This window comes from Methylobacterium sp. SyP6R, from assembly GCF_019216885.1.
Taxonomy (GTDB): domain Bacteria; phylum Pseudomonadota; class Alphaproteobacteria; order Rhizobiales; family Beijerinckiaceae; genus Methylobacterium.
Genome location: NZ_JAAQRC020000002.1, coordinates 215,564 through 241,494, shown reverse-complemented (window position 1 = coordinate 241,494; position 25,931 = coordinate 215,564). Strand labels below are relative to the sequence as shown.

Annotated in this window: 12 protein-coding genes; 5 read left to right on the top strand and 7 right to left on the bottom strand. The window is 75.5% G+C overall.

The window, feature by feature from the left end:
- The first annotated feature begins 237 nt into the window (after positions 1-237).
- The 3 genes from HBB12_RS30460 to HBB12_RS30450 all read left to right on the top strand — a co-directional run bounded on the left by HBB12_RS30460 (position 238) and on the right by HBB12_RS30450 (position 7,343).
- On the top strand, positions 238-3,825 hold the full coding sequence (locus HBB12_RS30460) for an O-linked N-acetylglucosamine transferase family protein (protein ID WP_236993414.1): 3,588 nt from the start codon (positions 238-240) through the stop codon (positions 3,823-3,825).
- Between the two features lie 86 nt (positions 3,826-3,911).
- Positions 3,912-5,078 carry a glycosyltransferase family 4 protein gene (locus tag HBB12_RS30455; RefSeq protein ID WP_236993413.1) on the top strand — a complete coding sequence of 389 codons (1,167 nt, stop codon included), beginning with the start codon at positions 3,912-3,914 and terminating at the stop codon, positions 5,076-5,078.
- Positions 5,079-5,348: 270 nt separating this feature from the next.
- Complete coding sequence (locus HBB12_RS30450; RefSeq protein ID WP_236993412.1) at positions 5,349-7,343, top strand: tetratricopeptide repeat protein; 1,995 nt, start codon at positions 5,349-5,351, stop codon at positions 7,341-7,343.
- On the opposite strand, the gene HBB12_RS30445 is transcribed toward HBB12_RS30450, so the two are convergent.
- Together HBB12_RS30445 and HBB12_RS30440 are read right to left on the bottom strand one after the other, a co-directional pair.
- Complete coding sequence (locus HBB12_RS30445) at positions 7,295-9,187, bottom strand: O-linked N-acetylglucosamine transferase, SPINDLY family protein (protein WP_236993411.1); 1,893 nt, start codon at positions 9,185-9,187, stop codon at positions 7,295-7,297. The genes HBB12_RS30450 and HBB12_RS30445 overlap by 49 nt on opposite strands.
- Before the next feature lie 11 nt (positions 9,188-9,198).
- The gene (locus HBB12_RS30440) at positions 9,199-11,001 is read right to left on the bottom strand and encodes a tetratricopeptide repeat protein (RefSeq protein WP_236993410.1); all 1,803 of its coding nucleotides are present in this window, start codon (positions 10,999-11,001) and stop codon (positions 9,199-9,201) included.
- A gap of 120 nt (positions 11,002-11,121) precedes the next feature.
- On the opposite strand from HBB12_RS30440, the gene HBB12_RS30435 reads away from it, so the two are divergent.
- On the top strand, positions 11,122-12,942 hold the full coding sequence (locus HBB12_RS30435) for a tetratricopeptide repeat-containing glycosyltransferase family protein (protein ID WP_236993409.1): 1,821 nt from the start codon (positions 11,122-11,124) through the stop codon (positions 12,940-12,942).
- Here the strand turns inward: HBB12_RS30435 and HBB12_RS30430 are convergent.
- From HBB12_RS30430 to HBB12_RS34350, 4 genes are all read right to left on the bottom strand, one after another.
- On the bottom strand, positions 12,902-14,794 hold the full coding sequence (locus tag HBB12_RS30430; RefSeq protein WP_236993408.1) for a tetratricopeptide repeat protein: 1,893 nt from the start codon (positions 14,792-14,794) through the stop codon (positions 12,902-12,904). The genes HBB12_RS30435 and HBB12_RS30430 overlap by 41 nt on opposite strands.
- A gap of 10 nt (positions 14,795-14,804) precedes the next feature.
- Positions 14,805-15,086, bottom strand: coding sequence for a hypothetical protein (locus tag HBB12_RS30425; RefSeq protein ID WP_236993407.1), 282 nt, complete (start codon positions 15,084-15,086; stop codon positions 14,805-14,807).
- Positions 15,087-15,257: 171 nt separating this feature from the next.
- Positions 15,258-18,371 (bottom strand): tetratricopeptide repeat protein, encoded by a 3,114-nt coding sequence (locus tag HBB12_RS30420; RefSeq protein WP_236993406.1) that lies wholly within the window; start codon positions 18,369-18,371, stop codon positions 15,258-15,260.
- A complete protein-coding gene (locus HBB12_RS34350) occupies positions 18,368-21,415 on the bottom strand; it encodes a glycosyltransferase (RefSeq protein WP_272913334.1) in 3,048 nt (1,015 codons plus the stop codon). The genes HBB12_RS30420 and HBB12_RS34350 overlap by 4 nt, the downstream gene beginning before the upstream one ends.
- A gap of 111 nt (positions 21,416-21,526) precedes the next feature.
- Between HBB12_RS34350 and HBB12_RS30405 the strand changes: the two genes are divergently transcribed.
- Positions 21,527-24,373, top strand: coding sequence for a glycosyltransferase (locus HBB12_RS30405; RefSeq protein ID WP_236993405.1), 2,847 nt, complete (start codon positions 21,527-21,529; stop codon positions 24,371-24,373).
- A gap of 43 nt (positions 24,374-24,416) precedes the next feature.
- Here HBB12_RS30405 and rfaE2 read toward each other — a convergent pair whose 3' ends face one another.
- Positions 24,417-25,859, bottom strand: a complete 1,443-nt coding sequence (gene rfaE2 / locus HBB12_RS30400; protein ID WP_236993404.1) for a D-glycero-beta-D-manno-heptose 1-phosphate adenylyltransferase — start codon at positions 25,857-25,859, stop codon at positions 24,417-24,419.
- Between the last annotated feature and the right edge of the window lie 72 nt (positions 25,860-25,931).

Below are 25,931 nucleotides of genomic sequence, written 5' to 3'. Positions count from 1 at the left end.
CCAAGACGAAGGATCGTCGTCGAGCTGCCCGAATAGCGTGCCGGGGCATTTCGCCGATCCGAGCGTATACCGGGAGTGGACTTTCGCCGAAGCCGTGCCGATACCTGAGCCCCGATGCAGTTGTATCTGATTCTTTCTGTCTGATTCTGTACACCGTCGGCGACGGGATTGGGAAGCGGGCGTTTCACGCCCGAGGGTTGCGCCCGGAGGTGTGTGATTTTGGCGACACGGACGCCTGTGGATGCGATCGGCGGCACCGTCGGGCGCCTGGTCTCGGAGGGGATCGACCATCTCGGAGCCGGGCGCGGCGACGCGGGGATCGCGAACCTGCGGGCGGCGCTGGCCGTGGCCCCGGGACACCCGGACGCCCTGCTCGTGCTCGGCCTCGCCGCGGCGGGCGCGGGCCGGACCGGGGAGGCGGTCGAAGCCCTGACGGCCGTGCTGGCGCGCGACCCGGAGCAGCCGGATGCCCTCTACCACCTTGCCGCCGCGCTCGCCCGCATTCCCCGGGCGCCGGAGGCGGTCGCCCTGCTGCGCCGGCTGCTGCGCCTGCGCACCGACTATCCGGGCGCCGCCTTCCGTCTCGGCACGCTGCTGGCCGCCGGCGACGAGCCCGTGGCGGCCGAGGCCGCCCTCCGCCTCGCCCTGATCGACGCGCCCGGCATGGCCGGAGCGGCCAACAATCTCGGGGCGGCCCTCATGGCGCGCCGCCGCCTCGGAGCGGCGGAGACCTGGTACCGGCGCGCCGTCGCGGCCGATCCCGCCGACCCCCACCATCGCAAGAACCTCGGCATCTGCCTGCTGACCGCGGGGCGGCTCGAGGAGGGCCTCCGGCACTACGAGGCGCGGCTGCTCCAGCCGGTCTGGCGCTGGCGCCCGGATCTCGGGTCGGCGCCGCCCTGGCGCGGCGAGCCGCTCGTGGGACGGACCATCCTGGTGCATTACGAGCAGGGGCTCGGCGACAGCGTGCAGTTCGTCCGCTACCTGCCGCTCCTGAAGGCGATGGGCGCCCGCACGGTCTTCCTGTGCCAGGCGCCCCTCCGGGGCCTGCTCGCGAGCGCGCCCGGCATCGACCGGCTCGTCGCCGAGGGCGAGGACCTGCCGCCCTTCGACTGCCACCAGAGCCTGATGAGCCTGCCCCATCTCTGCGGCACGCGCCGGGAGGCGGTCCCGGCCGTCATGCCTTATCTCGCGCCGGAACCGGCGCGCGTCGCGGCCTGGGCGCGGCGCTTGCCGAGCCGGGGCCTGCGAATCGGCATCCACTGGCGCGCGAGCGGCGCCCTGCGGGCGATTCCGCTCGCCGCCTTCGCGCCGCTGGCCGCCCTGCCGGGCGTCTCCCTGCACAGCCTCCAGCGCGTCGAGGGACTGGACGAGCTGGCCGAGCACGGGGCCCGGCTCGGGATCGCCCGGGCCGAGGCGGATCCGGACGACGCGGTGGACGGCTTCGCCGACGTGGCCGCGCTCGCGGCCAATCTCGACCTCATAGTCTGCTGCGATTCCTCCGTAGCCCACGTCGCCGGGGCGCTCGGCCGGCCCGTCTTCCTGGTCCTGCCCTGGATGGGCGACTGGCGCTGGATGGACGAGCCTGAGCGAACGCCCTGGTATCCGGGCCACCGCCTGTTCCGCTGCTCGCGTCCCGGCGACTGGGCGGGCGCGATGGCCCGGGTCGCGGAGGCGGTCGCCGCCCTGGTCCGGGATGGGGCGGGCGAGGGCGGCCCGCGCGGCGCCACGACGGGCCCGCCGCCCGTCCGGGACATGTCCCGCCCCATCGTGCCCCGCCCCATCGTGCCCCGCCCCATCGTGCCCCGCCCCATCGTGCCCCGCCCCATCGTGCCCCGCCCCATCGTGCCCCGCCTCCTGGAGACGGCATTCGAGGCCTACCTGGACGGCCGGCTCGACCGGGCCGGGGCCCTGGCCCGCGACGCTCTCGCGGCGGCGCCCGAGCATGCGGAGATCCGGTTGCTCCTCGGCCTTGTCGCCGCCGCCGCCGGACGGCCGGAACCCGCCGCGGCGTGGTTCCGGGACGCCCTCTGCCTCGACCCGCGCATCGCGGATGCCTGGATCAATCTCGGTCAGCTGTCGTGCGAGCGGGGCGACGAGGGGCAAGGCCTGCGCCGTCTCGACCGGGCGGTGACGCTCGATCCGGAGCATGGCGAGGCCTGGCTGGTCCGGGGGAGCGCCCGCCTGACGGTCGGCGAGAAGGCCGCTGCCGACCTCGACCGGGCCGTCACCCTGCAGCCTGCGGACGTGCGGGCCCGCATCCTGCACGGTGCGGCCTTGCGGGCGGAAGGCCGCGCCGCCGCGGCCGGCCGCGTCCACGAGGCGGCCGTGGCGTGGGAGCCGGACTCGGTCGAGGCCTGGCACGAGCTCGGCCATACGCGGCGCGGGGCGGGGGATGGGGCGGGCGCCGCCCGGGCCTACCGGCGTGCCGCCCGCCTCGATCCGGACCGGGGCGATATCCTCAGCGCGGGGTTGTTCACAGGCCGCGGGGCCGGCGACTGGGACGCAGCCGCGGACGCGGCGATCACGGCGCGCCTGAGGGCGGTCGCGGCGGCGGACGGCATCGTCCTGCCGCTGGCCAACCTCTTGATCGACGACGATCCGGCCCGTCAGCTGCGCTCGGCCAGGACTTTCCGGCGCAAGACGCTCGGCCCCGTCGCCCCCTGGGCGCCGCCCGACCGGCCGGAGGACCCGGAGCGGCCCCTCACGGTCGGCTACGTCTCGGCCGATTTTCACGAGCACGCCACCGCCTATCTGGCGGCCGAGGTGTTCGAACTCCACGACCGGGCGGGCTTCCGCACGATCGGCTATGCGACCCGACCGGACGATGGTGGCCCGATGCGCCGGCGGCTCCGGGCGGCCTTCGATCGCTTCCACGAGGTCGCCGACCTCCCGGATGCCGCGCTCGCCGAGCGCATCCGCGCCGACGGAATCGACATCCTGGTCGATCTCAAGGGTCCCACCGAGCAGGGCCGGCACCGGCTCTGGCGGCGGCGCCTCGCGCCGCTGCAGGTGCACTGGCTCGGCTATCCCGGTACCCTCGGCGGCGCGGCGATCGATTACCTGATCGGCGATCCCGTGGTCACGCCGCCCGAGCACCAGGCCTTCTTCGACGAGCACCTCGTGCTTCTGCCCGAGACCTACCAGCCCAACGACCGCCGGCGGCCCCGCGCCGCTGCGCCTGCGGAACGCAGGGCGCTCGGGCTCGAGGAGGATGCCTTCGTGTTCGCCGCGATGAACGCCCCCCACAAGGTCGCTCCGACGCTCTTTTCCCGCTGGATGCGCCTGCTCGACCGGCGGCCCGGGGCGCAGCTCTGGATCTACGCGCCGGACGCCGCCTGCTTCGCGCGGATGCGCTCGCGGGCCGCCGGGTCCGGCATCGCGCCGGAGCGCCTGATCTGGGCCGCGCCCCTGCCGCAGGCCGGGCATCTGGCCCGGATCGGCGCGGCGGATCTGTGCCTCGACAGCTTTCCTTATACCGGCCACACCACGACATCGGATGCCCTCTGGGCCGGGGTCCCGGTCGTGACCTGCCTCGGCGAAGGGTTCGCGGCGCGCGTCGCCGGGAGCCTGCTGCGGGCGGCCGGTTTGCCGGAACTCGTCACGGCCTCCCCCGACGCCTACGAGGACCTCGCCGTCCGCCTCGCCGCGGAGCCGGAGCGGCTCGCCGGCCTTCGGCGGCGGCTGGCGGAAGGGCGCGAGACCTGCCCGCTCTTCGACACGCCGCGCTTCGTCCGTCACCTGGAGAGTGCCTGGCGCCGGATGTGGCGGCGCCAGGCCGCGGGGTTGCCGCCGGCACCGTTCCGCGTGGAGCCGGCGGCGTGATACGGCCTTGCGGCACGAGGGGGCCGTCGCGGCACCGCGCCCGGCGGCATCCGCGCCGCCCGACCCGCACTTCGAGGAGGATCCGCTTGGCTCCGCCGACGCTCGCCCTGACGTGGCAACTCTCCGAGCTGCACGGCTGGGGCCTGGTGGGCACGCATACCTGCCTGCATCTCCTCGATGAAGGCCGCCCCCCGCTGCTCCTCTGCGAGCCGGCGCTCGCTTCCTTGCGCCCGCGCAACCGTGCCCGGATCGCGCCGTTGGTGGAGGATGGCCGGCGGATCGGCGCGATCTCCGCCGCCCGGGGCGGGCGGCCCCTGCGACTCGGCGGCACCGTGGTGCTGCATGCCCTGAGCAACGGCATGGTCTGGGACGAGCCGAGCCGGCTCTACCGGGGCGAGCGCAACATCGGGGTGATCGCCTTCGAGGATACTGGCCTCGACGCGGCTGCGATCGAGCGGGCGCGCGGATTCGACCGGATCGTGGTGCACTCGACCTACAACCGCCACCTGTTGCGCGAGCGCGGCCTCACGGACGTAGCCTGCATCTTCCAGGGCGTGGATCCGGACGAGCTGGAACCGGTCGCGCCGCGCCGCGCCTTCGGCGACCGCTTCGTGATCTTCTCCGGCGGGAAGCTGGAATTCCGCAAGGGGCAGGACATCGTGCTCGCGGCCTTCACCCGCTTCCACCGCCGCCACCCCGAGGCGCTTCTGGTCACCGCCTGGCTCAATCCCTGGCCGCACACGGCCCGCGGCATGGCCGAATCGCGCCACGCCCCCGTCCCGGTCGGCGTGGCGGAGGGCCGGCTCGACCTGGAAGGATGGGCGACGGCGAACGGCGCTTCGCCCGGCAGCGTCGTCGATCTCGGATTCCTGAGCCGCGACCGGCTCGCGGCCCTGTTCGCGGAGTGTCACGCCGCGGTCTTTCCCAACCGCTGCGAAGGCGCGACCAACCTCGTGGCCATGGAGGCGATGGCCTGCGGCGTGCCGACGGTCCTCTCGGCCAATACCGGCCATCTCGACCTGATCCGCGAGGGCACCTGCCTGCCGCTCCTGCGCCAGGACCCGGTGCCCGACCCGGAGGGCCGTCGCCTCGGCTGGGGCGAATCCAGCGTCGAGGAGGCGGTCGCCCATCTGGAGGCCCTCTACCGGGACCGCGCCGCCGCCCGCGACCTCGGGGCGAGCGGCCGCGCCTTCGTGCGCGCCGAGCGGCTTTGGTCGGATTTCGCCCGCGCCTTCACGGAGGCGGCGGATTGACCCGCCGGCCCTGGGCGAGGGCAAGTGTTACGGTCCGAACTCAACCAGCTTGACCGCATGACGGGCCGCCCCGGGCGAAGGACCGCTCGGGATCGAAAGCGGCCCCGCGCACGGTCAAGCTGGTGGGGTTTCGACCATGGGGGAGGGCACGAGGGACGTGGCGGCCCCGCGTTGCGCGGGCGGGAGAAGCCGTCCAGAAACCGCGATGGCGGGGCCGGCGGCGGTTACCGGATCGGGCATGGGTGGAGAGCCGTGAGCGAAGGTGTGGCGATGGCAGCGACCGCCCGAATCACGGAGGAGCGGGGCGGGGGCGACGGCCTCGGCCTCTCCGTTTCCGTCACGGATCCGGCGCCGCTGCTCGCCCGGGCCACCGCACTGCATAGAGCCGGCCGGACGGGGGTAGATGCGCTCTACCGGCGCGTGCTCGCCCTCGACCCGGCCCATGCGGACGCGCTCCACCTGCACGGCATCGTCGCGCTCCAGGCCGGCGACGCACGGCGCGCCCGGGCCTGGATCGTCCGTGCCATGGCGGTCGACCGGGGCCAGGCGATCTACCGCAACAGCCTCGGCGAGGCCCTGCGCTCCCTCGGGCGGCCGGAGGCGGCGCTCACCCGTTACCGGCAGGCCCTGATTCTGAGACCCGATTATCCGGATGCGCTCGCCAACCTCCTGAAGCAACCGGCGGACCCGGACGGAGCGGCGCACTGGCTTCGCCGGTTCTGCCGCCTCCGGCCGGCCGCCCCCGCCCTGGTCGCGGTGGCGACCGCCCACCTGCTGGCCGGCCGCGACGGCGAGGCGGCGCGGGCCGCCCGCGCGGCGATCACCCTCGAACCGTCGGCACCGGAGGCCTACGTCAAGCTCGGCATCGCGGCCTCGCTGCGGAAGGATCCGGCGCTGGCGGCGCGGGCCTATGCCCGCGCCCTGCGCCTCGCACCGGACCAGCCCGAGGCGTGGAACAATCTCGCCAGTGCCCGCTGGAGCCTCAACGACGGTGCGGCGGCCCTGCGCTGTTGCCGCAACGCCATCGCCCTGAGGCCCGACCACCCCGACCCCTACGCCAATCTAGGCCATATCCTGCGCTCGCACGCGCAGGGCAGGGCGGATTTTCGCGAAGCCGAGACCCTGTGCCGGCGTGCCCTGCAGCTGCAGCCCGCGCATCGGCCGGCCCGCAACAACCTCGGCATCGTCCATCTCGACCTCGGCGACCTGCCGCAGGCCGAGGCGCTCTTTCGCGGCGTGCTGGAGGCCGAGCCGCACCATCCCGATGCCCGCTTCAACCTGTCGCTCGCTCTCCTGAAGGGCGGTCGCCTGCGCGAGGCCTGGGACCTCTACGAGGCGCGCTGGGAGACCGGGCAGCTGCCCTCGGTGCGGGCGGATCTCCGGCCCTGGCGTGGCGAGCCCCTCGCGGGCCGGACGATCGCGCTGCATGCCGAGCAGGGCCAGGGCGACACCCTGCACTTCGTGCGCTATGCCCCCCTGGTGGCCGAGCGTGGCGCGCGGGTGTTCCTGCTCGTGCAGCCGTCCCTGAAGCGGCTGGTCGCCGGGATGCCGGGGGTCGCCGCGGTCTACGGGACGAACGAGGCCTTCCCGCGGCCCGACTTCCACTGCCCGCTCATGAGCCTGCCGCGCCTGTTCGGCACCGCGCTGGAGAGCGTGCCGGCCCGGATGCCGTACCTGTTCCCACCGGCCGAGGCGGTGGCGCGCTGGCTCGCCGTGCCGCTGCCGGGCGAGGGCCTGCGCGTCGGTCTCGTGTGGTCGGGCGATCCCCGTCCGGGCCTGATCAGCGCGCATCTCACCGACCGGCGCCGCAGCATGACGCTCGCGGATTTCGCGCCCCTCGCCCGGGTACCGAACCTCAGATTCGTCAACCTCCAGATGGGGGCACCCGCCGGGCAGCTCGCCGACCCGCCGCCGGGCCTCGTGCTTCACGACCCGATGGGGGCGGTGCGCGACTTCGCCGACAGTGCCGCCCTGATTCTGCGCCTCGATCTCGTGATCACGGTCGACACCTCCGTGGCCCATCTTGCGGGGGCGCTCGGCAAGCCGGTCTGGGTGCTCTCCCGCTACGACGGCTGCTGGCGCTGGCTCCAGGACCGCGACGACACGCCCTGGTATCCGACGATGCGGCTGTTCCGGCAGTCCGAGCCGGGCGCCTGGGCCGGCGTGGTCGAGCGGGTCGCGGCGGCGCTTGCGGAGATCGCCGCACCGGCTCCGCCTCAGGCCGGATCGGCGGATGCGAGCCAGTCCTGCCACAGCGTGCGATAGGCCGCCTCCACGCTCCGGGCGAAGCGGGCCGCGTCGCCGAGCGGTGCGGCCCGCATCCGCTCGCGGAGTTCCGTACGGAGCGTCGCTCGCCGGGCCGTATCGGCGGCGAGCGCCCTGGCGATCTCCAGATAGGCGTCCTGATTCTCCGCCACGAGGTCGGGCAGGCCACAGGCGGTGAGCAGGCTGACGCCGACCCGGGCGACGTGATGGGTTCCCGCGAGGCTCACCACCGGCACCCCCATCCAGAGCGCCTCGCAGGTCGTGGTGGTCCCGTTATAGGGAAAGGGGTCGAGGGCGACGTCGATCCGGTGATAGGCGCGCAGGTGCTCGTCGAGGCCCGCGACCTGGCCCGCGAGGAACAGGCGCTCCGCCTCCACGCCCGCGCGAGCGAACAGGGTGCGGTACCGCTCCCGGGTCGAGGCCTCGGCGAGGGCGCGGCTCTTCAGGACGAGTCGCGAGCCCGGCACCGCCCGGAGGATGCGGGCCCACAGGGCGACGACCTGGGGCGTCACCTTGGCGAGCTTGTTGAAGGAGCCGAAGGTCACCGGCTCGTCCGCGCCCCGCACCGGCCCCGGTTCGGCCTCGGCCAGCGGCGCGAAGCTCAGGAAGCCGCCGGGCAGCCGCACCAGCCGCTCGCTGTGCCAGCCGTCGCTCGGGCCCGGCGGATCGGCCCAGGCGTCGGTGAGCCGGTGGCCGATCGCCGTCATGCCGGTGGTGTCGGGATAGCCGAGCCAGGCGACCTGCACCGGCGCCGGGGCGCGGGCGAAGATCAGGGGCCGCGCACCCGCCGTATGGCCCGCCAGATCGACGAGGATGTCGATGCGGTCGGTCCGGATCGACGCGGCGGCCTGCGCGTCGTCGTGGCCGGAGAGCGGCCGCCAGAGGTCGGCCCGGCGCTCCAGGCGTTCCGTCACGGCATCCCGCCGCCCGGAGAGGTCGTAGGCCACCACCTCCACCGCCTGCCGGTCATGCGCGCCGAACAGCGGCAGGATGAAGGAGGCGCAGGCATGGGTGCAGAGATCGGGCGAGACGTAGCCGACCCGCAGCCGCCGCCCCGGATCGCGCGCATTGGCATGGACGACCCGCGCGGGTAGGAGGCCCGCGGCGTGGCGGCGGTTCCAGTGGGCATGCGCACGGGCCAGGACCGCGGGCGGAACCGAGGGCAGGTAGTGGAGGGTCAAGAGCAGGTTCGCGTGCAGCAGCGGCAGGTCCGGGTGGAGCGCCAGCCCGTCCTGGAGCAGGAGGGCGGCCTCCTGCGCCAGCCCCTGCGCGTTGAGCGCCTCCCCGAGATTGACCCGGGGCTGGGGCAGATCGGGCCTGTGGGCCAGCGCGGTGCGGTAGCAGGCGACCGCCTCCTCCAGGGCTCCGGCCTCGGCCCGCACGTCGCCGAGATTGCTCCAGGCCCCGGCGAGATCGGGCCTGGTCCGCGTCGCCCGGCGATAGGCGCCCTCGGCGCCCGCCCGCTCGCCGCGGGCGCGCAGCGCGTTGCCGAGATGGAACCAGGCTTCCGCAAGGTCCGGCCGGAGGGCGAGCGCGCCCTCGGCGAGCGTGCGGGCACGGTCCGGCCCCGCGGATTCGCCGACGAGAGCCGCGAGGCTCGCGCGCAAAGCCGCCTCCTCCGGCGCCGCGCGCAGCGCGCGGGTCAGCACGGCGATTGCGTCGGCCGGACGCCCCGACGCGTGCAGGAGCGCCGCGAGGTTGCCCGCCGCGCCCGGATGGCCCGGCCAGGCGGCGAGGACAGCGCCGTAGCCGGCCTCGGCGGCGTCGGCGCGGCCGGCCCCGTGGTCGCGGCAGGCCTCCGCGAACCGCGCCTCGACGGCGCTCGCCTCCCTCTCCGATCGCACCCCGACGGCGCTCATGCCCCCCCCGGCTGCGGGGCGAGGCCGAGACCGCCCAGGATCGTCAGCAGGGTCGCGGCCGACTGGTCCCAGGTGAAGTGCCGCCGCAGGTGGTCCGCGGCGGAAGGGAGCGCCGCGCCGTTCCGGATCACGGCCCGAAGGGCCGCGACGGCCGCCTCCTCGTCCGGCTGCCACCAGTCCAGGCCGTGGAAGGGCGCCCAGGGCTCGTCCGCGTAGGGGCGCCTCGCCGGTGCGGTGCGGGCCGGAATCAGGTGGGCGATGCCGTCATGGAGATAATCGACATAGGCGGTGTGGCGCGGCGCGATCAGCCCGAGGCCGAGCGCTCCCGCGGTCGCCATCGGCAGGTCCCAGCCTTCCCCGTGCGAGAGGCTCCAGTAATGGGTCGCCGCCCGGTAGAGGCCGTTCATCCGGACCTCGTCCAGGACCGCGTCGACCAGCAGGATCGGCGCGGCCTCCGCGACGCGGCGGCCCGTCGCCGCCTCGCCGCGGCGCACGAGGTCGGCGAGCTCGGCCCGGCCGTCGGGCCGGCCGCCGATGGCGAGCTTGAGGATCAGGCAGGCCGGGTCCCGGCGGTCGGTGGCCCGCAGCCAGACCCGCAGCAGCCCGTCGACGTTCTTGCGCGGGACGAAATCCGAGACGTTGAGGAAGCGGTACGGGATCTCCGCGACGGGACGCCCGTCCGGCAGCGCGAGGTGCAGGGGGGCGCCGTCCCCGGCTTCCGGGTCGATGCCGAGCGGGCAGAGGCGCAGTCGCGCCTCAGGGAAGCCGCCCGCGATCCAGGCCCGGCGGGAGGCGCGGGTCGGCACGACGACGATGTCGCTGTTGCGGCTGTGCACCTGCCAGCTCGGCGGGATGGGATGGCCCTCGAACATCGTGAAGGTGACCGCCGGCAGGCCCGGCACCCGCTCCACCGCCATCGGGATCAGGACGTTGAGGAGGGCCCGCGCCCGGACCGGGCGGTCGAGGGGCTCGAACGGCCAGCGCTCGTCGCCGAGGAGGCCGAGGATCTCCAGGGGGATGCGCTGCCGTCTCAGGGCCTCGATCAGGCGCCGCGTCATGTGGCTGTAGCCGCTCGCCGTCGCGAAGGCACCGCGCAGGGCGAGGCCGTCCGGGCCCGTGCCCGAGCGGGCGGCCCGCGCGGTCGCCCGGTAGCGTGCGACGCGCACGAGGCCCTGGCGTGCCTCCGCCGCGGCCGGATCGAGGCGCAGCGCGCGCGAGAAGGGCGCCTGCGCCCCGTCGAGGTCCCCGGCCCGCAGGGAGCAGGCTCCGAGCAGCCCGTAGGCGAAGGCGCCCTCGGGCTGCAGAGCGATGGCCTGCCTGAGGGCTGCGATCGCCCGATCCGGCGGCGCGGCCTGGCAGAGGATCGCCGCGAGGTTGAAGCGCTCGTCGATCCCGTCCGGCACGAGCCCGACCGCCCGGCGCAAGGTTCTCTCCGCCCCCTCGAGATCGCCCATCTCCGAGAGCGTCGCGCCGAGCTGGTTCAGGCCCTCGCGGAGGGCGGGATGCTGCGCGAGGAGGCGGCGCAGGCAGGACGCCGCGACGCCGTGGCGTCCGCCATCCCGCGAGACCGCCGCGAGGTTCAGGAGGGCGTCCGCGTGGTCCGGGCATCCGGCCAGGGCGGCGCGCAGGGCCGTCTCGGCCGCCGCCGGTTCTCCGGCCATCCGCAGGCAGACGCCCAGCAGGTTCAGGATGGCCGGCTCGCCGGGATGCTGCCCGGCCAGTTCGCGCAACAACGGCAGCGCGTCCCGGCCCCGTCCCGCACGGTAGAGCCCGAGCGCGGTCTCGAACGCATTCTCCATCCTGCCGGCGATCGTGTTCGTGTCCGTGCTGCGCGCGCTCGCCTGGACGGCGAGGCGGTATCTGAATAAAGCGCGGAGCCGGGGAAGGCTATGGGCAAGGCGGGCGGGCTTCCGGCTCCGATGGATGCGATCATCGCCGATCTGGGCATCGGCCGCCTCGCCGAGGCCGGACGGGGCTGCCGCGACGCCCTCGCCGCGGCGCCGGAGCGGGCGGAGGCCCTCCACCTCCAGGGGATCTGCCTGCTGCAGGCGGGGAGGCCGGCGGAGGCGGCCGCCTGGATCGCCCGCGCGGTCCGCGTCGCGCCACGACATCCCGCCTTCCGCCTCGCCCATGCGGCGGCCTTGCGCGCGGCGGGCCGCCTCGCCGAGGCCGAGGGGGAGGCCGTCGCGGCCCTGCGCGTCGCGCCCCGCACGGCGCAGGCCTGGGCCATCCTGGCGAACATCCTCGGCGACGGTGGCCGCCACGCGGAGGCGGCGACCGCGCTGGCGCGGGGGATCGACCTCGATCCGCTCGGCATCGAAGCGCGGCTCGGGCTGGCGCGCCATCTCATCCTGGCGGAGCGGGCGGAGGAGGCCGTCGAGGTCCTCATGACGCTCCTCGGGATGAACCCGGTGCTGGCCGCCGCGTACGGGAATCTCGGCGTTGCCCTCCGGCGCCTCGGCCGCGACGCCGAGGCGGAGGCCGCCTACCGCAACGGTCTCGGCATCGATCCGGACGAGCCCGGCCTCCTCAACAATCTCGGGATCGCCCTGCAGGATCGCGGCGATCACGACGGGGCCGGCCGCTGCCAGCGCCGGATGCTGGCGCTGCGGCCGGCGGATGCGGCGGCCTGGCTGAACCTCGCCCTCGGAGCCCAGCACGGGATGCGCCCGCGTGCGGCCGCCGCCGCCGCCCGCCGGGCGATCCGGATCGATCCCGGGCTGGCCGAGGCCCACACCACCCTGGGCTTCAACCTGCTGATCGAGGGCTGCGACGCGGAGGGCTATGCCGCCTACGAGTGGCGCAGCCGCATGGCCGATTCCCGCGCCGCGCCGGCCTTCGGCTCGCCGCGCTGGACCGGCGGCGACCCGGCGGGGTTGACGCTTCTCGTCCATGAGGAGCAGGGCGCGGGCGACACGCTGCAATTTGCCCGCTACGCCAGCCTGCTCGCCGCCCGGGGCGCCCGGGTCGTCCTGGCCTGCAACGCCTACCTCGCCCGGGTCCTCGCCGGGCTGCCGGGTGTCGCGGCGGTGATCCGCTACGGCGATCCGGTCCCGCCGCACGACGCCCACGCCGCGCTGCTGAGCCTTCCCCACCTGATGGGTGTCGCAGGGGAGGACCCGCCGGGTCCGCATCCCTATCTCGCGGCGGAGCCCGGGCCGCGGGCGGCGTGGGCCGGCCGCCTGGCGCGCCAGGCGGGCCTGCGGGTCGGGCTCGTCTGGGCCGGCAACCCGACCTTCAAGGGCGACCGGGCGCGCTCGCCGGGCCTTCCGGCCTTCCTGCCCCTCCTCGACGTGCCGGGCGTGAGCTTCCTTTCCCTGCAGAAGGGGCCTGGCCACGCCCAGCTCGCCGCCTGCCCGGAGGCCGCCGGGCGCCTCGTCGATCTCGGGCCGGATCTCGCGGATTTCGCCGACACCGCCGCGGCGATGAGCGGGCTCGACCTCGTGATCAGCTCCTGCACCGGCCCCGCCCATCTCGCGGGCGCGCTCGGCTGCCCGACCTGGACGATCCTGCCCTTCGCCTGCGACTGGCGCTGGCGGACCCGCGGCGACCTGACGCCCTGGTACCCGAGCATGCGCCTGTTCCGCCAGGAGCGGCGCGGCGACTGGAGCGGCGTGGTCGAACGCGTGCGCGCGGCCCTGGCCGGCCTGCTCGCGGCCCGCGCCCTGGCCTCTCCTGATCGCGTCGGTCCCGGCCGCGTCACGTCCACGGCCGGAACGGCCGGATCCGCCGCGCCTTGAGATCGGGTTCGACGGCGAGGCGCAGGCCGGGATTGAGACGGGCGGCGAGGGCGCTGAAGCCGCTGGCCGCGCTGACGCCGACGATGTCTGCCCGGGACAGGACGTGGAAGTCCTGCAGGTAGTCGAGACCCGGCCAGGGCTCGGCCACGTCCGTCAGCGACAGGGGATCGAACTCGGCGAAATCGGCCCGGACGGCCGCAAGGTCGTCGCTCGCGAGGTAGAGCACCGGCCGGTCGAGTGTCGGCCAGAGCTCGCGCAGCCATGACACGTACCAGCCCGCATCGGTGATCGGGTAGCCGCAGGCGACGAAGTCGCCGCGCCGCAGGTGCAGCGCCACCAGGGTGCGGCCGAGAAGCCGCAGCCGCGCCACGACGGGGTCGAGCCGGGACGCGAAGGCGGGCCTGGGCCGCAACCAGGACTGGACCCGCTCCCGCACCGCCTCCGGATAGGCGAACAGGAAGAGCGGGGAGAGCGCATCGCAGCCCGCGAGCGGCGGAAGGTGGGCCTCGCCCAGCACGCCCTCGTTCAGGAGGTGGCGCCCGAAGAGCAGGGGGGCCAGCGGACCGGCCGGGGCGGGATCGTCGAGCGCGAAGAACAGCCCGCCGACCCAGTCCGGCGTCTCCAGCACCAATCCGTGCCGCTCGGCGTAGAGGCGCAGGAGGATGTATTCGAGGACGTTGTGGGCGAAACGGCCGCGCGTGCCCAGCGTGCTCGAGGCGAGGCGGGGCCGGCCGGGATCGGCCGGGGGGCGCAGGAGCGTCTCCCCGCGCTCGTCCAGGGCGAGGCGTAGGGCCGCGACCGAGCGGAGGGTGAAGGTCCAGCCGGCCTCGCCGGCGACGGGCGCGAGGCGGGCATAGGCCGCGGCGGGGCGCCCCTGGGCGAGGTCGGCGGCGGCCAGCGCCGTGCGGCCCTCGCCGGCATGGAGCCGACCGGCGAGCGGCTCGGTCTCGAAGGGCGCGAACAGCGCCCGCAACTCCGGAATCCGATTCTGCGCCAGGAGCAGGCCGGTGAGCTGCTCGACCGCATCCGGCACGGCGGTGCCGGGCAGCGGCAGCGCGGCACGCAGTTCGGCCTCGGCCTCCGACGCGCGGCCGAGATCGGCTAGCGCCGCGGCGATCCGGGTGCGGGCGAGGCCGAGCCCGAGGCGGACGGCCCGCCGGTTGCAGAGCAGGGCGGCTTCGGTCTCGCCGCGGGCGTGGCGGGCGAGCCCGAGATTGTACCAGCATTCCGGGCTGCCGGGAGCGAGGCACACGGCGCGCAGCAGGTGGGCGAGGGAAGCGGCGCGTTCGCCCCGGGCGAGGAGGGCGTTGCCGAGGCTCATCTCCGCCTCCGCATCCGGCCGGAGCGCGCGGGCGCGGCGCAGGGCGCCGAGCGCCGCATCGAGCTCGTCGGCCTCCCGCAGGGCGAGGCCGAGCCCGCGCCACGCCTCGGGAGAATCGGGCATCAGGCGCGCCGCGCGCGAGAAGGCGGCGACGGCGGCCGTGCCTTGCCCGGGGCCGCCCTGCGCCAGGAGGGTGCCGAGACGCAGCCAGGTCGGGCCGTGGTCGGGGGCCTGATGCAGTAGGCCCCGCGCATCCGCGGTCGCCTCGTCCCGGCGGCCGGCGGCGGAGAGCAGGACGATCCGGCTCTGCCGCGCCTCGACGAGGCCGGGCGCGAGCCGCAGCGCCCGGCCGATCCAGTCGAGGCCCGGGTCGAGCCGTCCCGCCTGCGCCGTCGCCACCCCGAGCATGTGCCAGGCCTCGGGCAGGCCGGGCTCGGCGGCGAGGGCATGGCGGTAGCGGGTGGCGGCTTCCGTCGGGGCGCCGACCCGGTGTCGGGCGAGCCCCGCGTCGAACAGGGCCCGGCCGGTCACGGGCGCGCCCTCAGGGCAGGGGCTCGGCGGAGAGATCGACCGGCCCGTGCCGGAACGGGATCCAATCCTTGTGGTCGGCCCGGAATTGCAGGCCGTAGGGCGAGTTCAGGAAGATGCGGCCCTTGGCGACGCCCTCCTCGCCGAGGGTGCGGGCCTGGTCGACCAGGGGAGAGGGGGCGAGGATCTTCTCCCACAGCTCCGGGAACGGGACCTCGCGGCCGGCCTTGCTCACGTAGTCGCGGATCGCGTCGCTCAGCTCCCAGCTGTCCTCGACCATCCTGAAGTAGTCCACGGCCACCCTCCTCCGGACGTGCCTGTCGCATTTCCCGACGCGGCGGAGACCGGTCCGTCTCGGAAAATGCGGAAAAATCAATTACCTAGCGCCGCGCACGATTGCAACGCGATCGGCGCCGCTCCCGCGCGGGAGGTTCGATCCCCGTCGCGGCCCGGGGCCCGGGACGTATCAGGGCAGACGGTCGGAGGCCAGCCGGCGCAGGGCGTCGGCGGCCCGGGCGAAGACCGGCTCCCAGGCCCGGTCGCGCCCCTGCCGGAACAGGCGCATCGTCGGGTACCAGGGCGTCGCGTCGCCGGAATGGCCGTAGATCCAGTAGGGCACGTGCTGCACGAGGTTCCAGACCGGACGCCCGAGGGCGCCCGCCAGATGGGCGACGGCGCTGTCGGTCATCACCACGAGGTCGAGGCGCGCGACCACGGCGGCGGTGTCGGCGAAATCGTCGAGATGAGGGCCGAGGGGCGTGACGAGGCGTGCGAGGGCGCCGTCCAGCTCGGCCGCTGGCCCGCCCTTCTGCAGGCTGTAGAGGCGCACGCCCGGAATCTCGGAAAAGCGCAGGAAGGGGGCGAGCCGGGTCGCCCGCAGGTGGTTCTCGCCGAAGCTCTCCCGCCCCGACCAGACGATCCCGACCCGGAAGGTGCCGTCGGCAGGCCCGAGCAGGGAATGGGCCTTGCGCTGCGCCGCCTCCGGCAGGGTCGGGCGGACGGGAGGCGGCACCGTCCCGGCCCGCGTTCCGAACAGCCCGGCGAGGCTCATCTGCGAGATCTGGACGTCGAAGGCCGGATGCCGGGCGCCGGGATCGACGAGCGCCGCCACCGGCAGGCCGGCGAGGATCCGGCACAGCTCGGGATGGCATTCGAGGATCACGCGCCCGCCGCGCTCGGCCACCAGCGGCACGTAGCGCGCCGCCAGGAGGGCATCGCCGAATCCCTGTTCCACCGTGATCAGGAGGGTGCGGCCGGCCAGGTCGCCGCCGTCCCAGCGGGGGCCGTGCAGGATGCGGTTGCGATAGGTCGGAATGCCGAAGCGCGCCTCGTAGTCGCGCAGGCCTCCCTCGTAGTCGCCGATCTGGAGCCGTGCGAGCGCGCGCTCCCAGATCAGGTCCGCCGTCGCGGGCGCGAGGGCGGCCGCGCGCTCCAGCAGCGCCAGCGCGTCCGTGAAGGCGCCGGACTGGCGCAGGGTGATGGCGGCGTTGAAGATCAGGGTCGGGTCCACCGGGGCGAGGCGGAGCGCCTGCTTGTGCGCCGCCGCCGCCTCGTCGAGCCGCCCGCCATCGCGCAGGGCGTTGCCGAGGTTGGACCAGATCGCGGCGCGCTCCGGCGCCCGCTCCAGGGCACGCCGATGGAAGGCGATGGCGGCCTCGTGGCGCCCGGCCCGGCGCTGCAGCACGCCGAGGACGCTCAGGGCACCGGGATCGGCCGGGTCGGACGCCAGGGCCGCTTCTGCCTGCGCCAGAAGTTGGTCGTCGGAGCATCGGTCATCGGCGCGCTGATCGTTCGGGCGCAGCTCCTCCGCGACGCGCCCGTCCCGTGTTTCGTGCCTCTCCGCCTCGGAGCCGGGCTCCGGCCGCAGGTCCCGCAGCGGCGGCGCACCGGGTGTCGCCGCGGCCGCGAGGGCGGCCCGGACCTCCGCCGCGACGGGTGCCCAGGCGCCGGGCCGCGGTTGACGGAACAGGCGCATGGTCGGGTACCAGGGCGTCGTCTCGCCCTGCCTGCCCCAGCGCCAGTCGGGTGCGAAGGCGACGAGGTTCCAGACCGGGCAGCCGAGTGCGCCCGCGAGGTGGGCGGGCGCGGTGCAGCAGGTGATCACGAGGTCGAGCGCCGCCATCGCGGCCGCGGTGTCGGCGAGATCGGCGAGGTCGGGCCCGAGATCGAGGCAATCCGGCGGCAGCGGCACCTGCCCGAGATCGGTGCGGCCCGGCCCGGCCTGCAGCACCACCGTCTGCACGCCCGGCACGTCGAGCAGGTCCGCCAGCGCCGCGAGGCCGGGCGAGCGGCGCGCGTCGTCCGGATGCCCGGGGCTCCCCGCCCAGACGAGGCCGACCCGGAAGGGCCGGCCGGGCACGGACCCGGTGGCGAGCCGGGCGCGCCAGCGGGCCGCGAGGGCCGGCTCGACGCCCAGATAGGGCACGATGCCGGGGGTCGTGCCGGCCTCCGGCCCGAGGAGATGGGGCAGGCTGAGCAGGGGCGCCTGCGCGTCGTGGGGCGGTGCCGCGCCGTCGAGGCCGGTCACGGCCTCGAGATCCGGCATCGTCGAGAACAGGCGCCGCAGGGCCGGTCCGCAGGCGGCGATCACCCGCGCGCCGCGCCGCCGCAGGGCCCGAGCGTAGCGGACGAACTGGATCGCGTCGCCGAGGCCCTGCTCCTCGCGGATCAGGATCGTGCGGCCTGCCGGATCGTCGCCGGTCCAGTCCGGCGCCTCCGATGCCCGGCCGGCCTCCCACCCCGGCAGGCGCCGGCGCCACTCGTAGGTCCGGAAGCCCGCCTCCAGCGCCCCGCGGGCGAGCTGGACGAAGGCCAGGACGAGATGGGCCGGGGCATGGTCCGGATCCCGGGAGAGGACCGCCCGGCAGAGCGCCTCGGCCTCGCCATCGCGCCCCTGTCCGGCGAGGAAGCCGGCCACATCGACGAGGCCCCGGGGCGCGTCGCCACCGAGCGCCGCCGCCCGGCGCAGCCACAGCTCGGCCTCCGCTTCCCGGCCCGGCATCCGGGCGAGGACGGAGCCCGCATTGCCGAGGAGCGCCGGATCGGACGGCATGAGCACGAGGGCCCGGCGAAGGGCGGCCTCGGCCGCGGCGTGGCGTCCGAGGGTCTTGCGCAGGATGCCCAGGTTGCTCGGGCTGCGCCAATCCTCCGGGTAGCGCCGGACGAAGGCGGCGAGTTCCGGCTCGGCCTCGGCGGGGCGTCCCGCCCGCATCAGCGCCTCGACGAGGTCGAGGCGGGCTTTCCCGTCATCCGGCGACAGGGCGAGACGGCGGCGCAGCACGATCACGGCGTCGGTCTCGTCCCCGCGGTCCGGAGCGGGCGAGGCGCGGTCGCTCGGCGCCGGGGGCTCGGCCGTCACCGCTTCCGGCGAGGGGAGGGCCGTCGATCGGTCCCGCGACCGCGCCTGCCGGGCGAGGGCCGCGTCCAGGTTCCCGAGCAGGCCGGTCGCCTCGGCGCAATGCGGATCGGCCGCGAGGACGGCTTGGCAGGCGGTGCGGGCCGCGTCGAGGCGGCCGGCCGACGCATGCGCGCGGGCGGCGTCGAGGACGGCGTCGCGGGCGCGCCGGGCGGCCTGCGTCACGACCCTGCCTCCCGCGGGCACAGCCAGCCGCGCCGCCGGTACCGGTCGAGATCCGCCCGCACGCTCGCCGGGAAGCCGGCATCCACCGGCACCCGGGCGAGGTCGCGCCACATGCCCGGGACGAGCCCGGCCGAGGGCCGTCCGTCGGCGTAGAACCGGGCGAGGCGGGCGCGGTTGGCGGCCGTGTCGCGATCGAACCCGACGGCCATCTCCCGATGGGCATAGGCCCGCATCTTCGCCTCGAAGCGCTCGATCCCGCCGATCCAGGTGAAGTGCCAGCCGGCCTCCGCCACCGGCCGGCCGAGCCCCTGCTTGACGAGGTAGCGGGCATGGTTCGGCCCGATCCGGCGGATCAGCGACCAGGGCGCCGCCGCGACCGAGAGCCACGGCTCGGCGGCGGCGAGGTCGAGGAAGTACAGGCGCATGGCGAGGCGCGGGGCGAACAGGTCCCCGGGAGCCGTGCGCAGGGCCGCCACCACCTCGGGCCGCAGGATCTCGTCCACGTCGCTGACGAGGACGAGGTCGTCGGGATCCGCCCCGGCGAGGCCCCGGGCGATGGCGTCGCGCTGATGCGCCTCGCGCCGCCATGCGAAGCCGCCCGGATCGTCCTCCACCACCACGTGCACGATGCGGTCGGCATGGGCGGCGAAGCGGGCCCGGTTCTCGGCGAAGTGCAGGGGCTTTTGCAGGCCGGCATGGGTGTGGCGCGCCTCGACGAGGACGAAGCGGTCGACGGCCGGCCCCATCTCGGCGAGACGCAGTTCCAGCATGTCGAGTTCGTCGTTGAACGAGAAGCAATCGTAGACCCGGCGCCCGGCCGGGGGCGCCGGGCGCGCCACGTGCGGTTCCGCCGTGAAGCCGAGCCAGGCCGAGAAGCCCCGCAGGGTTCCCCAGACCCGGCTGCGGATATCCTCGCCGATGGGGTCGAGGTCGAGCATCCCGTCGACCGTCGCGATCAGCCGGGCGGCCTCGGCGCGCCAGCCCGGCCCCGCCTGGCCCCGCTGGCCCGCCTGCAGCAGGGTCTCCAGCGCGTCGAGCATCTGGAACTGCGCCTGGGCCAGACCCGCGGCGACCCGCGCCTCGGCCACCGCGGCACCGCCGGCCGCGCCTGCGCGCCGCAGGAGCGGCAGCGCCGCATCGGGCTCGCCGAGACGCAGGCGCCGCCGGCCGAGGCCGCCGGCCAGGAGGGAGGCGGCCGTTCCCGGATCGGCCGCCTCCGCGACGGCCTCGGCGGTCTCCGCGAGCAGGCCCGGATCGTCGCCGAGCGCGCCGACGAGGCCGGCGAGGCGGCGGAGCCGGTCGACGATCGCGGCCCGGCCCGGAGCCCCGGAGACGGCCTCGTCACCGAGCCCCGTGCGGGCGAGGTCCGCCTCGGCGGCCGCGATGCAGCCCGCCGCGAGAGCGCGGGTCCCGGGCTCGGCGACGAGGTCCGCGGGTCCGAGCGCGAGGGCGCGGTCGAGTTGCGCCAGGGCCTCGTCGTGCCGGCCGAGGGCGCTCTGCGCCCAGGCGACCGCGAGGTGCGGGCCGGCCTCGCCGGGCCGGTGCCGGATCAGGATCCTCCCTGCGCGCAGGACGGTGGCATGGTCACCGGGGCGGGCGGCCTCCCGCATCAGGGCGCGGGCGAGGTCCGCCGCGCCCCCGAGGCCGGCGATCCCGTCGATCTGCTCGAGGGCGTCCGCGCGCTCGGGCAGCGGCGTGCCGTCGATCCCCTCGGCGATCGCCCGGCCGAGCGGCGCGAGGTCCCGGTCGATCCGCGCGCCGAGGGCCGCGGCGCGCCGCAGGCGCCGCGCGCCCGCCGCCCAGCGCGCCGCCGCCAGGTCGGCGCGGGCGAGCGCCAGCACCGCCCCCGCCTCGGCCGGGTCGTCGGCGACCCGGCGGGCCGCCAGACGGCCGGCATGGTCCGGGTCGCCGTGCTCGGGCGCATCCCCCTTTTCGCCGGCGAGTTCGCGGAACCAGGCCGCCCAGGCGGCGGCGCGCACCGGCCAGGTCGCCGTCGCCAGGATCTGCTCCGCCTGCTCGCGCTGCCGGCGCGCGGTGCCGGCCGGGTCGTCCCTCCGCCGCGACAGGACCGCCACCATGCGCTCCGCGTAGAGCGCGGCATGGGCGGCCGGGTCGTCGGGGACCGGCGTCAGATGGGCAAACCCCATGCCGGTCTCGGGCAGCGCGCCGAGCCGGCTCGTCACCGTGAGGCAGCCCGCCGCGAGCGCCTCCATCACGGCGATGCAGGAGGTCTCGGGGAAGCGATTCAGGTAGGCGAGGGCGGTGACGTCGCGCAGCTCCTCCGCAAGATCTCCCTGCGGGACCGCGCCGCGGTAATCGACGCCCTCGGCGGTCCGGCAGCGCGCATACAGGGTCTGGTAGGGATCGGCCTCGCCGGTGATCTGATAGGTGGCGAGGCTCGCATAGATGCGCAGGACCGTGCCCGGCAGGGCGGCGCGGATGCGCGGCAGGCTGTCGAGGAGCACGTCGAGGCCGCGATAGGGGGTGCTGGTATAGGCGAGGATCGGGGGCCACGGCCGCGCCGCGAGATCCCGCTCGCTCTCCGGCCTCGCGGCGAAGGCCGGGGCCACGGCGTTGCGCAGGGTGCGGCAGCGCTCCGGCGGCAGGCCGAAACGGGTGAGATAGGCCTGCCGCTGCCAGTCGCTGACGAACGCGAAGGCGTTCCAGCCCGTGCGCTGGGCCGGGTCGTGCAGCCCGCGCATCGCCGGCTCGTCGGCCGCGTGCTGCGTCCACAGGATCAGCCGCACGGCGGTGCCGAGCCGGGCGCGCAAGGTCGCGAGCAGGGATGCGTCGGTGCCGTTGAGCACGACCACGACCGAAACGCCGGAGAGATCCGCGGGGGACAGGGCCCGGGTCGAGAGCACCCGCACGCCGTGCACATGTCCGGGCCGGTCGGTCGCCGTCGCCACGGTCACGTCGAGCCCGTCGCGCGCGAGCTGCACGGCGAGATGGCAGAGGGCGGATTGCGAGCCGCCGAGGGGCGCGGCTTCGGGCGTCGCAGGCGTATAGGCCATCGCGCCCGGATCGACGAAGGCGACCCGCATCACCGGCCGCCCGTCGTCCCGCGCGCCCGAAACATGCTAGAGCCGCGCCCGCAGGACCCGTCCGGACGGCCGGGTGCCGCAGGCGGGGCGAAGCGAAGGGGGGACCGCACGGTGGCGGCCCCGAAGGCGATTGGCGACATGGACCTCGATCCGGCGGCAAAGGCGCGCGACCTGCTTCTCGATCCGGCCGACGCGACCGCCCTGCAATACCTCGGTCTCGCCGCCCGCGAGAAGGGGGATGGCCTGCGCGCCCTCCGCCTGTTCGCGCGGGCGCACCGCCTGCACGGCAACCGGGAGATCGTCCGCCGGCAGAGCGACGGTGCGCTCCACCTCGCCCTGAACGCGGCCGTCGACCTGATCAACAAAGGTGCGATCGACCAGGCGCTCGACCAGCTCGCCCGGACCGCCGAGATCGTGCCGGTCGAGGGCGACCTCGCCCGCCTGCTCGCCACCGTCCGGTTCATCCGCGGCGAGGATGCGGAGGCGGCCCGCCTGCGGGCATTGCTGCCGCCGGACGCGGGCGGGCTCGACGTCGCCGTCGACGGGCTCGCCGCGCGGGCCCGCGAGGAGGCCTGTCTCGGCACCGTGGTCATCCCGGCGTTCCGGGCCGAGGCCACGATCGGGCGCGCCCTCGACAGCGTGGCGGGCGCGGTCGCGCGGCTGCGCGCCGCGCCCGGCCGGGCGGAGGCCGGAATCCATGTCTGCGTCGTGGACGACGCGTCGCCCGACGACACGGCCGGCGCGGTGCTCCGCTGGGCCCGGGCCAACCCGGACCAGAGCCTCGCCCTCACCGTGCTGAGCCGGAACGGGGGCGCCGGCGCGGCGCGCAACCTCGGCGCGGCCGGGGGGAGGGGGGAGGTGCTGTGGTTTCTCGATGCCGACGACACGTTCCTCGCCGACCATCTCCTCGTCACCCTGACGGTCCTGGAGAACCGGCCGGATGCGGGCTTCGTCCGCACCGGCATCGTCTTCGACGCCATCGATGCCGAGATCACGCCGGTCTGGCGCGAGGCCTCGGAGCGGACCTATCCCTGCAACATCGCCGTCCGCCGGGCCTGCCACCGCGCGACCGGCGGCTTTCCCGACGAGCCCCCGTTCCGGCCGGCGGTCGCGGAAGACGTCGGCTACAGCCGCGTCCTGCACGCCCTGTTCACGGGCGTGCAGGTCTCGACCCGCACGGTCCGCTACACGTTGCGGCCCGGCAACGCCTTCGACCGGCAGCGCGCAGCGATGACGAGCGGGCGCCCGCCCGGCGCCGGCGCGCGGCCGGATCCGCGCTTCCAGGCGATCGGCCTGCTGACCGAGCGGCGTCTCTACGCTCTCGGACGCGACAGGCGGCGCGGGGCCACCGCCTCCGGGACGGCCGATGCCCTCCTGCGCCGGCTGCTCGACGCGCCGGCGGGTGCGCCCGCGGGCGTCGAGGACCTGGCGGATCTCTGGCTCGGTCGCGGCGAGGCGGCGCGGGCCGAAGCGCTTCTGCGGGCGGCCGCGCCCCTGGGGCCGGATGACGGGCGGCTCGATCGGGCCCTTGCCCGAACCCTCGCGGCTTCGGGCCGGCCGGCCGCCGCCGCCTTGCGGCGTGCCCTCGTCCGCGAGCCCGCCGACGCGGCGACGTGGTTCGCCCGCGGCCTCGATGCCTACCGGTCGCAGGAGACGGAGCAGGCCCTGCGCGCCTTCCGGCGCACCGCATCGCTCGCGCCGGCCACCGCGGCCGCGGTCTCGAATATCGGCAGCCTGCTGATGGAGAGCGGCGAGGCCGCCGGCGCCCGGCGCGCCACCCGGCGCGCCCTGCTGCTCCAGCCCGACCTCGCCGCGAGCCTGCTGCATCTCGGCCGGGCCGAGGCGCGTCTCGGCGCGCCGGAGCGGGCGGCGTCCTGGCTCGCGCGGGCGGACCGGCTCGCGCCCGGCCGCACCGACATCGCCCTCGCGCAGGCCGAGATCAGCCTCTCCTGCGGCGACGCCGCGGCGGCGGCCTCCCGCGTCCGGCGCGTCCTGCTCCTCGATCCGGCCAGCTACGAGGCGCACGCTCTCCGGGCGCGCGCCCAAGAGGCGACGGCACGGCCGGAGGCGGCCCTCGTCGCCTGGGATCGGGCCGCCCGGTGCAACCCGGCCTATGGCGAGGCCTTCACCCGCCGGGCGATGCTCCGGCTCGCCGCGCGCTGGGGCGCGCCCCCGGCGCCGGCCCGGCCCGGCCCGCAGGGCCGGCGCCTCGCCGTGGGGCGGCTCGGGCTCGACGGACGGTTCGGCAACCAGATCCTCCAGTACGGCTTCCCGCGCCTCTATGCGCAGCGGCACGGCCTCGTGCTCGAGACGCCGCCCTGGCTCGGGCAGCACCTGTTCGACCGGGACGACCCACCCCTCGGGCCGATCCTGCCGCACCGGGCCGGGGATGCCGCGGCCCTCGCGGCGGACCGGGACGGCGCCTATGCCGAACAGGACGTCGCCGGCTATTTCTGCGGCGATCCCGGCGGCTGGGCCGGGGATCGGGATCGGTTCCGGGCCCTCTTCGCACCCGGCCGGAACCTGCGCGCCCTGGCCGAGGCGATCGGCCGGCGCCTCTCGGGCGGGACGCTGGTGGCGATCCACCTGCGACGCGGCGATTACGGCTGGGGCCGTTTCTGGATCGCACCGGAGGTCTGGTACCTGCACTGGCTCGACGCACTCTGGCCTTCTCTCGACCGTCCGGTCCTCTATCTCGCCACCGACGCGCCCGGCCTCGCCCAGGCCTTCGCCGTCTACCGGCCCCTCACCGCAAGCGATCTGCCGGCGGGACCGGACGGCGCCGAGTTCTTTCCCGATTTCCATGCGCTCTGCCTGGCCGACCGGCTGGCGACCTCGAACAGCACCTTCTCGGGCACGGCGGCCCTTCTGAACCCCCGTGCCACGTGCTGGCGTCCGGACCGGAGCCGTGGCGGCCTCGTCGCCTACGATCCCTGGCACAGCCCGATCCTGCTGTGAGGGAGCCTTGCGTGAGGGAGCCTTGCGTGAGGGAGCCTTGGGGTCAGGTCCTGATCCGCTCCATCGTGGCGGTCGAGGAATGCCCCGCGTGGAAGACGGTGGTGACGACGCGCCCGCCCCGCGCCCGCACGATATCGGCGCCGACGATGTCGCTGCCGGCGTAGTCGCCGCCTTTCACCAGGACGTCCGGCGCGATCCGGGCGACGAGGGCGCGCGGCGTGTCCTCCTCGAAGCCCACGACGCAGTCGACCGCGGCGAGGGCGGCCAGCACCTCGGCGCGGTCGGCCAGGGTGTTGACCGGGCGCTCGGGACCTTTCAACCGCGCGACGGAGGCGTCGCTGTTCACTCCCACGACCAGGAGGTCGCCCTCGGCGCGGGCTGCCCGCAGCATGCGCACGTGGCCGGGATGCAGGATGTCGAAGCACCCGTTGGTGAAGACGACCCGCCCCCCGGCCGCGCGGCAGCGCCGGACCCGGTCCAGGGTCGCCTCGAGCGTCATCGGTACCGGGATACCGGGCAGCCCGCTGCCGCTCAGGTCGCTCCCGCCCAGCCGCCCGGCGATGTCGCGGGCGGTGACGACGTAGGTGCCCGCATGCGAGACGGCGATGCCCGCCGCGATATTGGCGAGATCCACCGCGCGGTCGAGCTCCTCGCCCGCGCAGAACGCGACGGCGAGCGCCGCGAGCACGGTGTCGCCCGCCCCCGACACGTCGTAGACCTCCAGTGCCCGGGTCGGATGGCGGCGCACCCGTCCGTCCGCCGAGACCGTGATCATGCCGGCCGGACCGTTCGTGAGCACGAGGTGGTCGATTCCATGCGTCCGGATCGCCGCCAGCGCGTGGGCCGGCAGATCCGCGTCCGAGCAGGCACCGAACAGGAGCCGGTACTCGGCGCCGTTCGGCTTGAGCACGTGGGTGCCGCGGTAGCGCTCGGCTCCGGCCGTCTTCGGATCCACCAGCACCCGCACGCCCCTTGCCCGCGCGAGGGCGATGAGCCGGGCGATCGGCTCCAGGACGCCCTTGCCGTAATCGGACAGCACCACCATCCCGACCCGGTCGAGCGCCAGGGCGAAGCGACGCTCCAGTTCGGCGAGGGTCTCGGGGTCGACCCCGCCCTCCCGGTCGACCCGGGCGATCTGGTGCTGCCGCCCGGAGACGATACGCGTCTTCTCGGTGGTCACGCCGGTCCGGCCGACCACGAGGTCGGTCGTCAGTCCGGGGACGGCGAGGAGGTCGGCCAGCTCCCGGTGACGATCGTCGTCCCCGACCACAGCGAGGAGCTCGCACGTCCCGCCCATGGCCGCGATGTTGGCCGCCACGTTCGCGGCTCCGCCCGCCCGCACCGTGGAATCGCGGGTCAGGAGGACCGGCACCGGTGCCTCGGGCGAGATGCGGGTGACCTCACCGTAGACGTAGCGGTCGATCATCGCATCGCCGACCACGAGGATCTGCCGCGACGCAGCGGTCGCGTTCGGGAAAGTCGTCACCGCTGCCCGCTCCGTTCCATCATCCTCCGAGTCATGTCGCGCTTGATAGCGGCCGGAGATCCGGGATGAAAG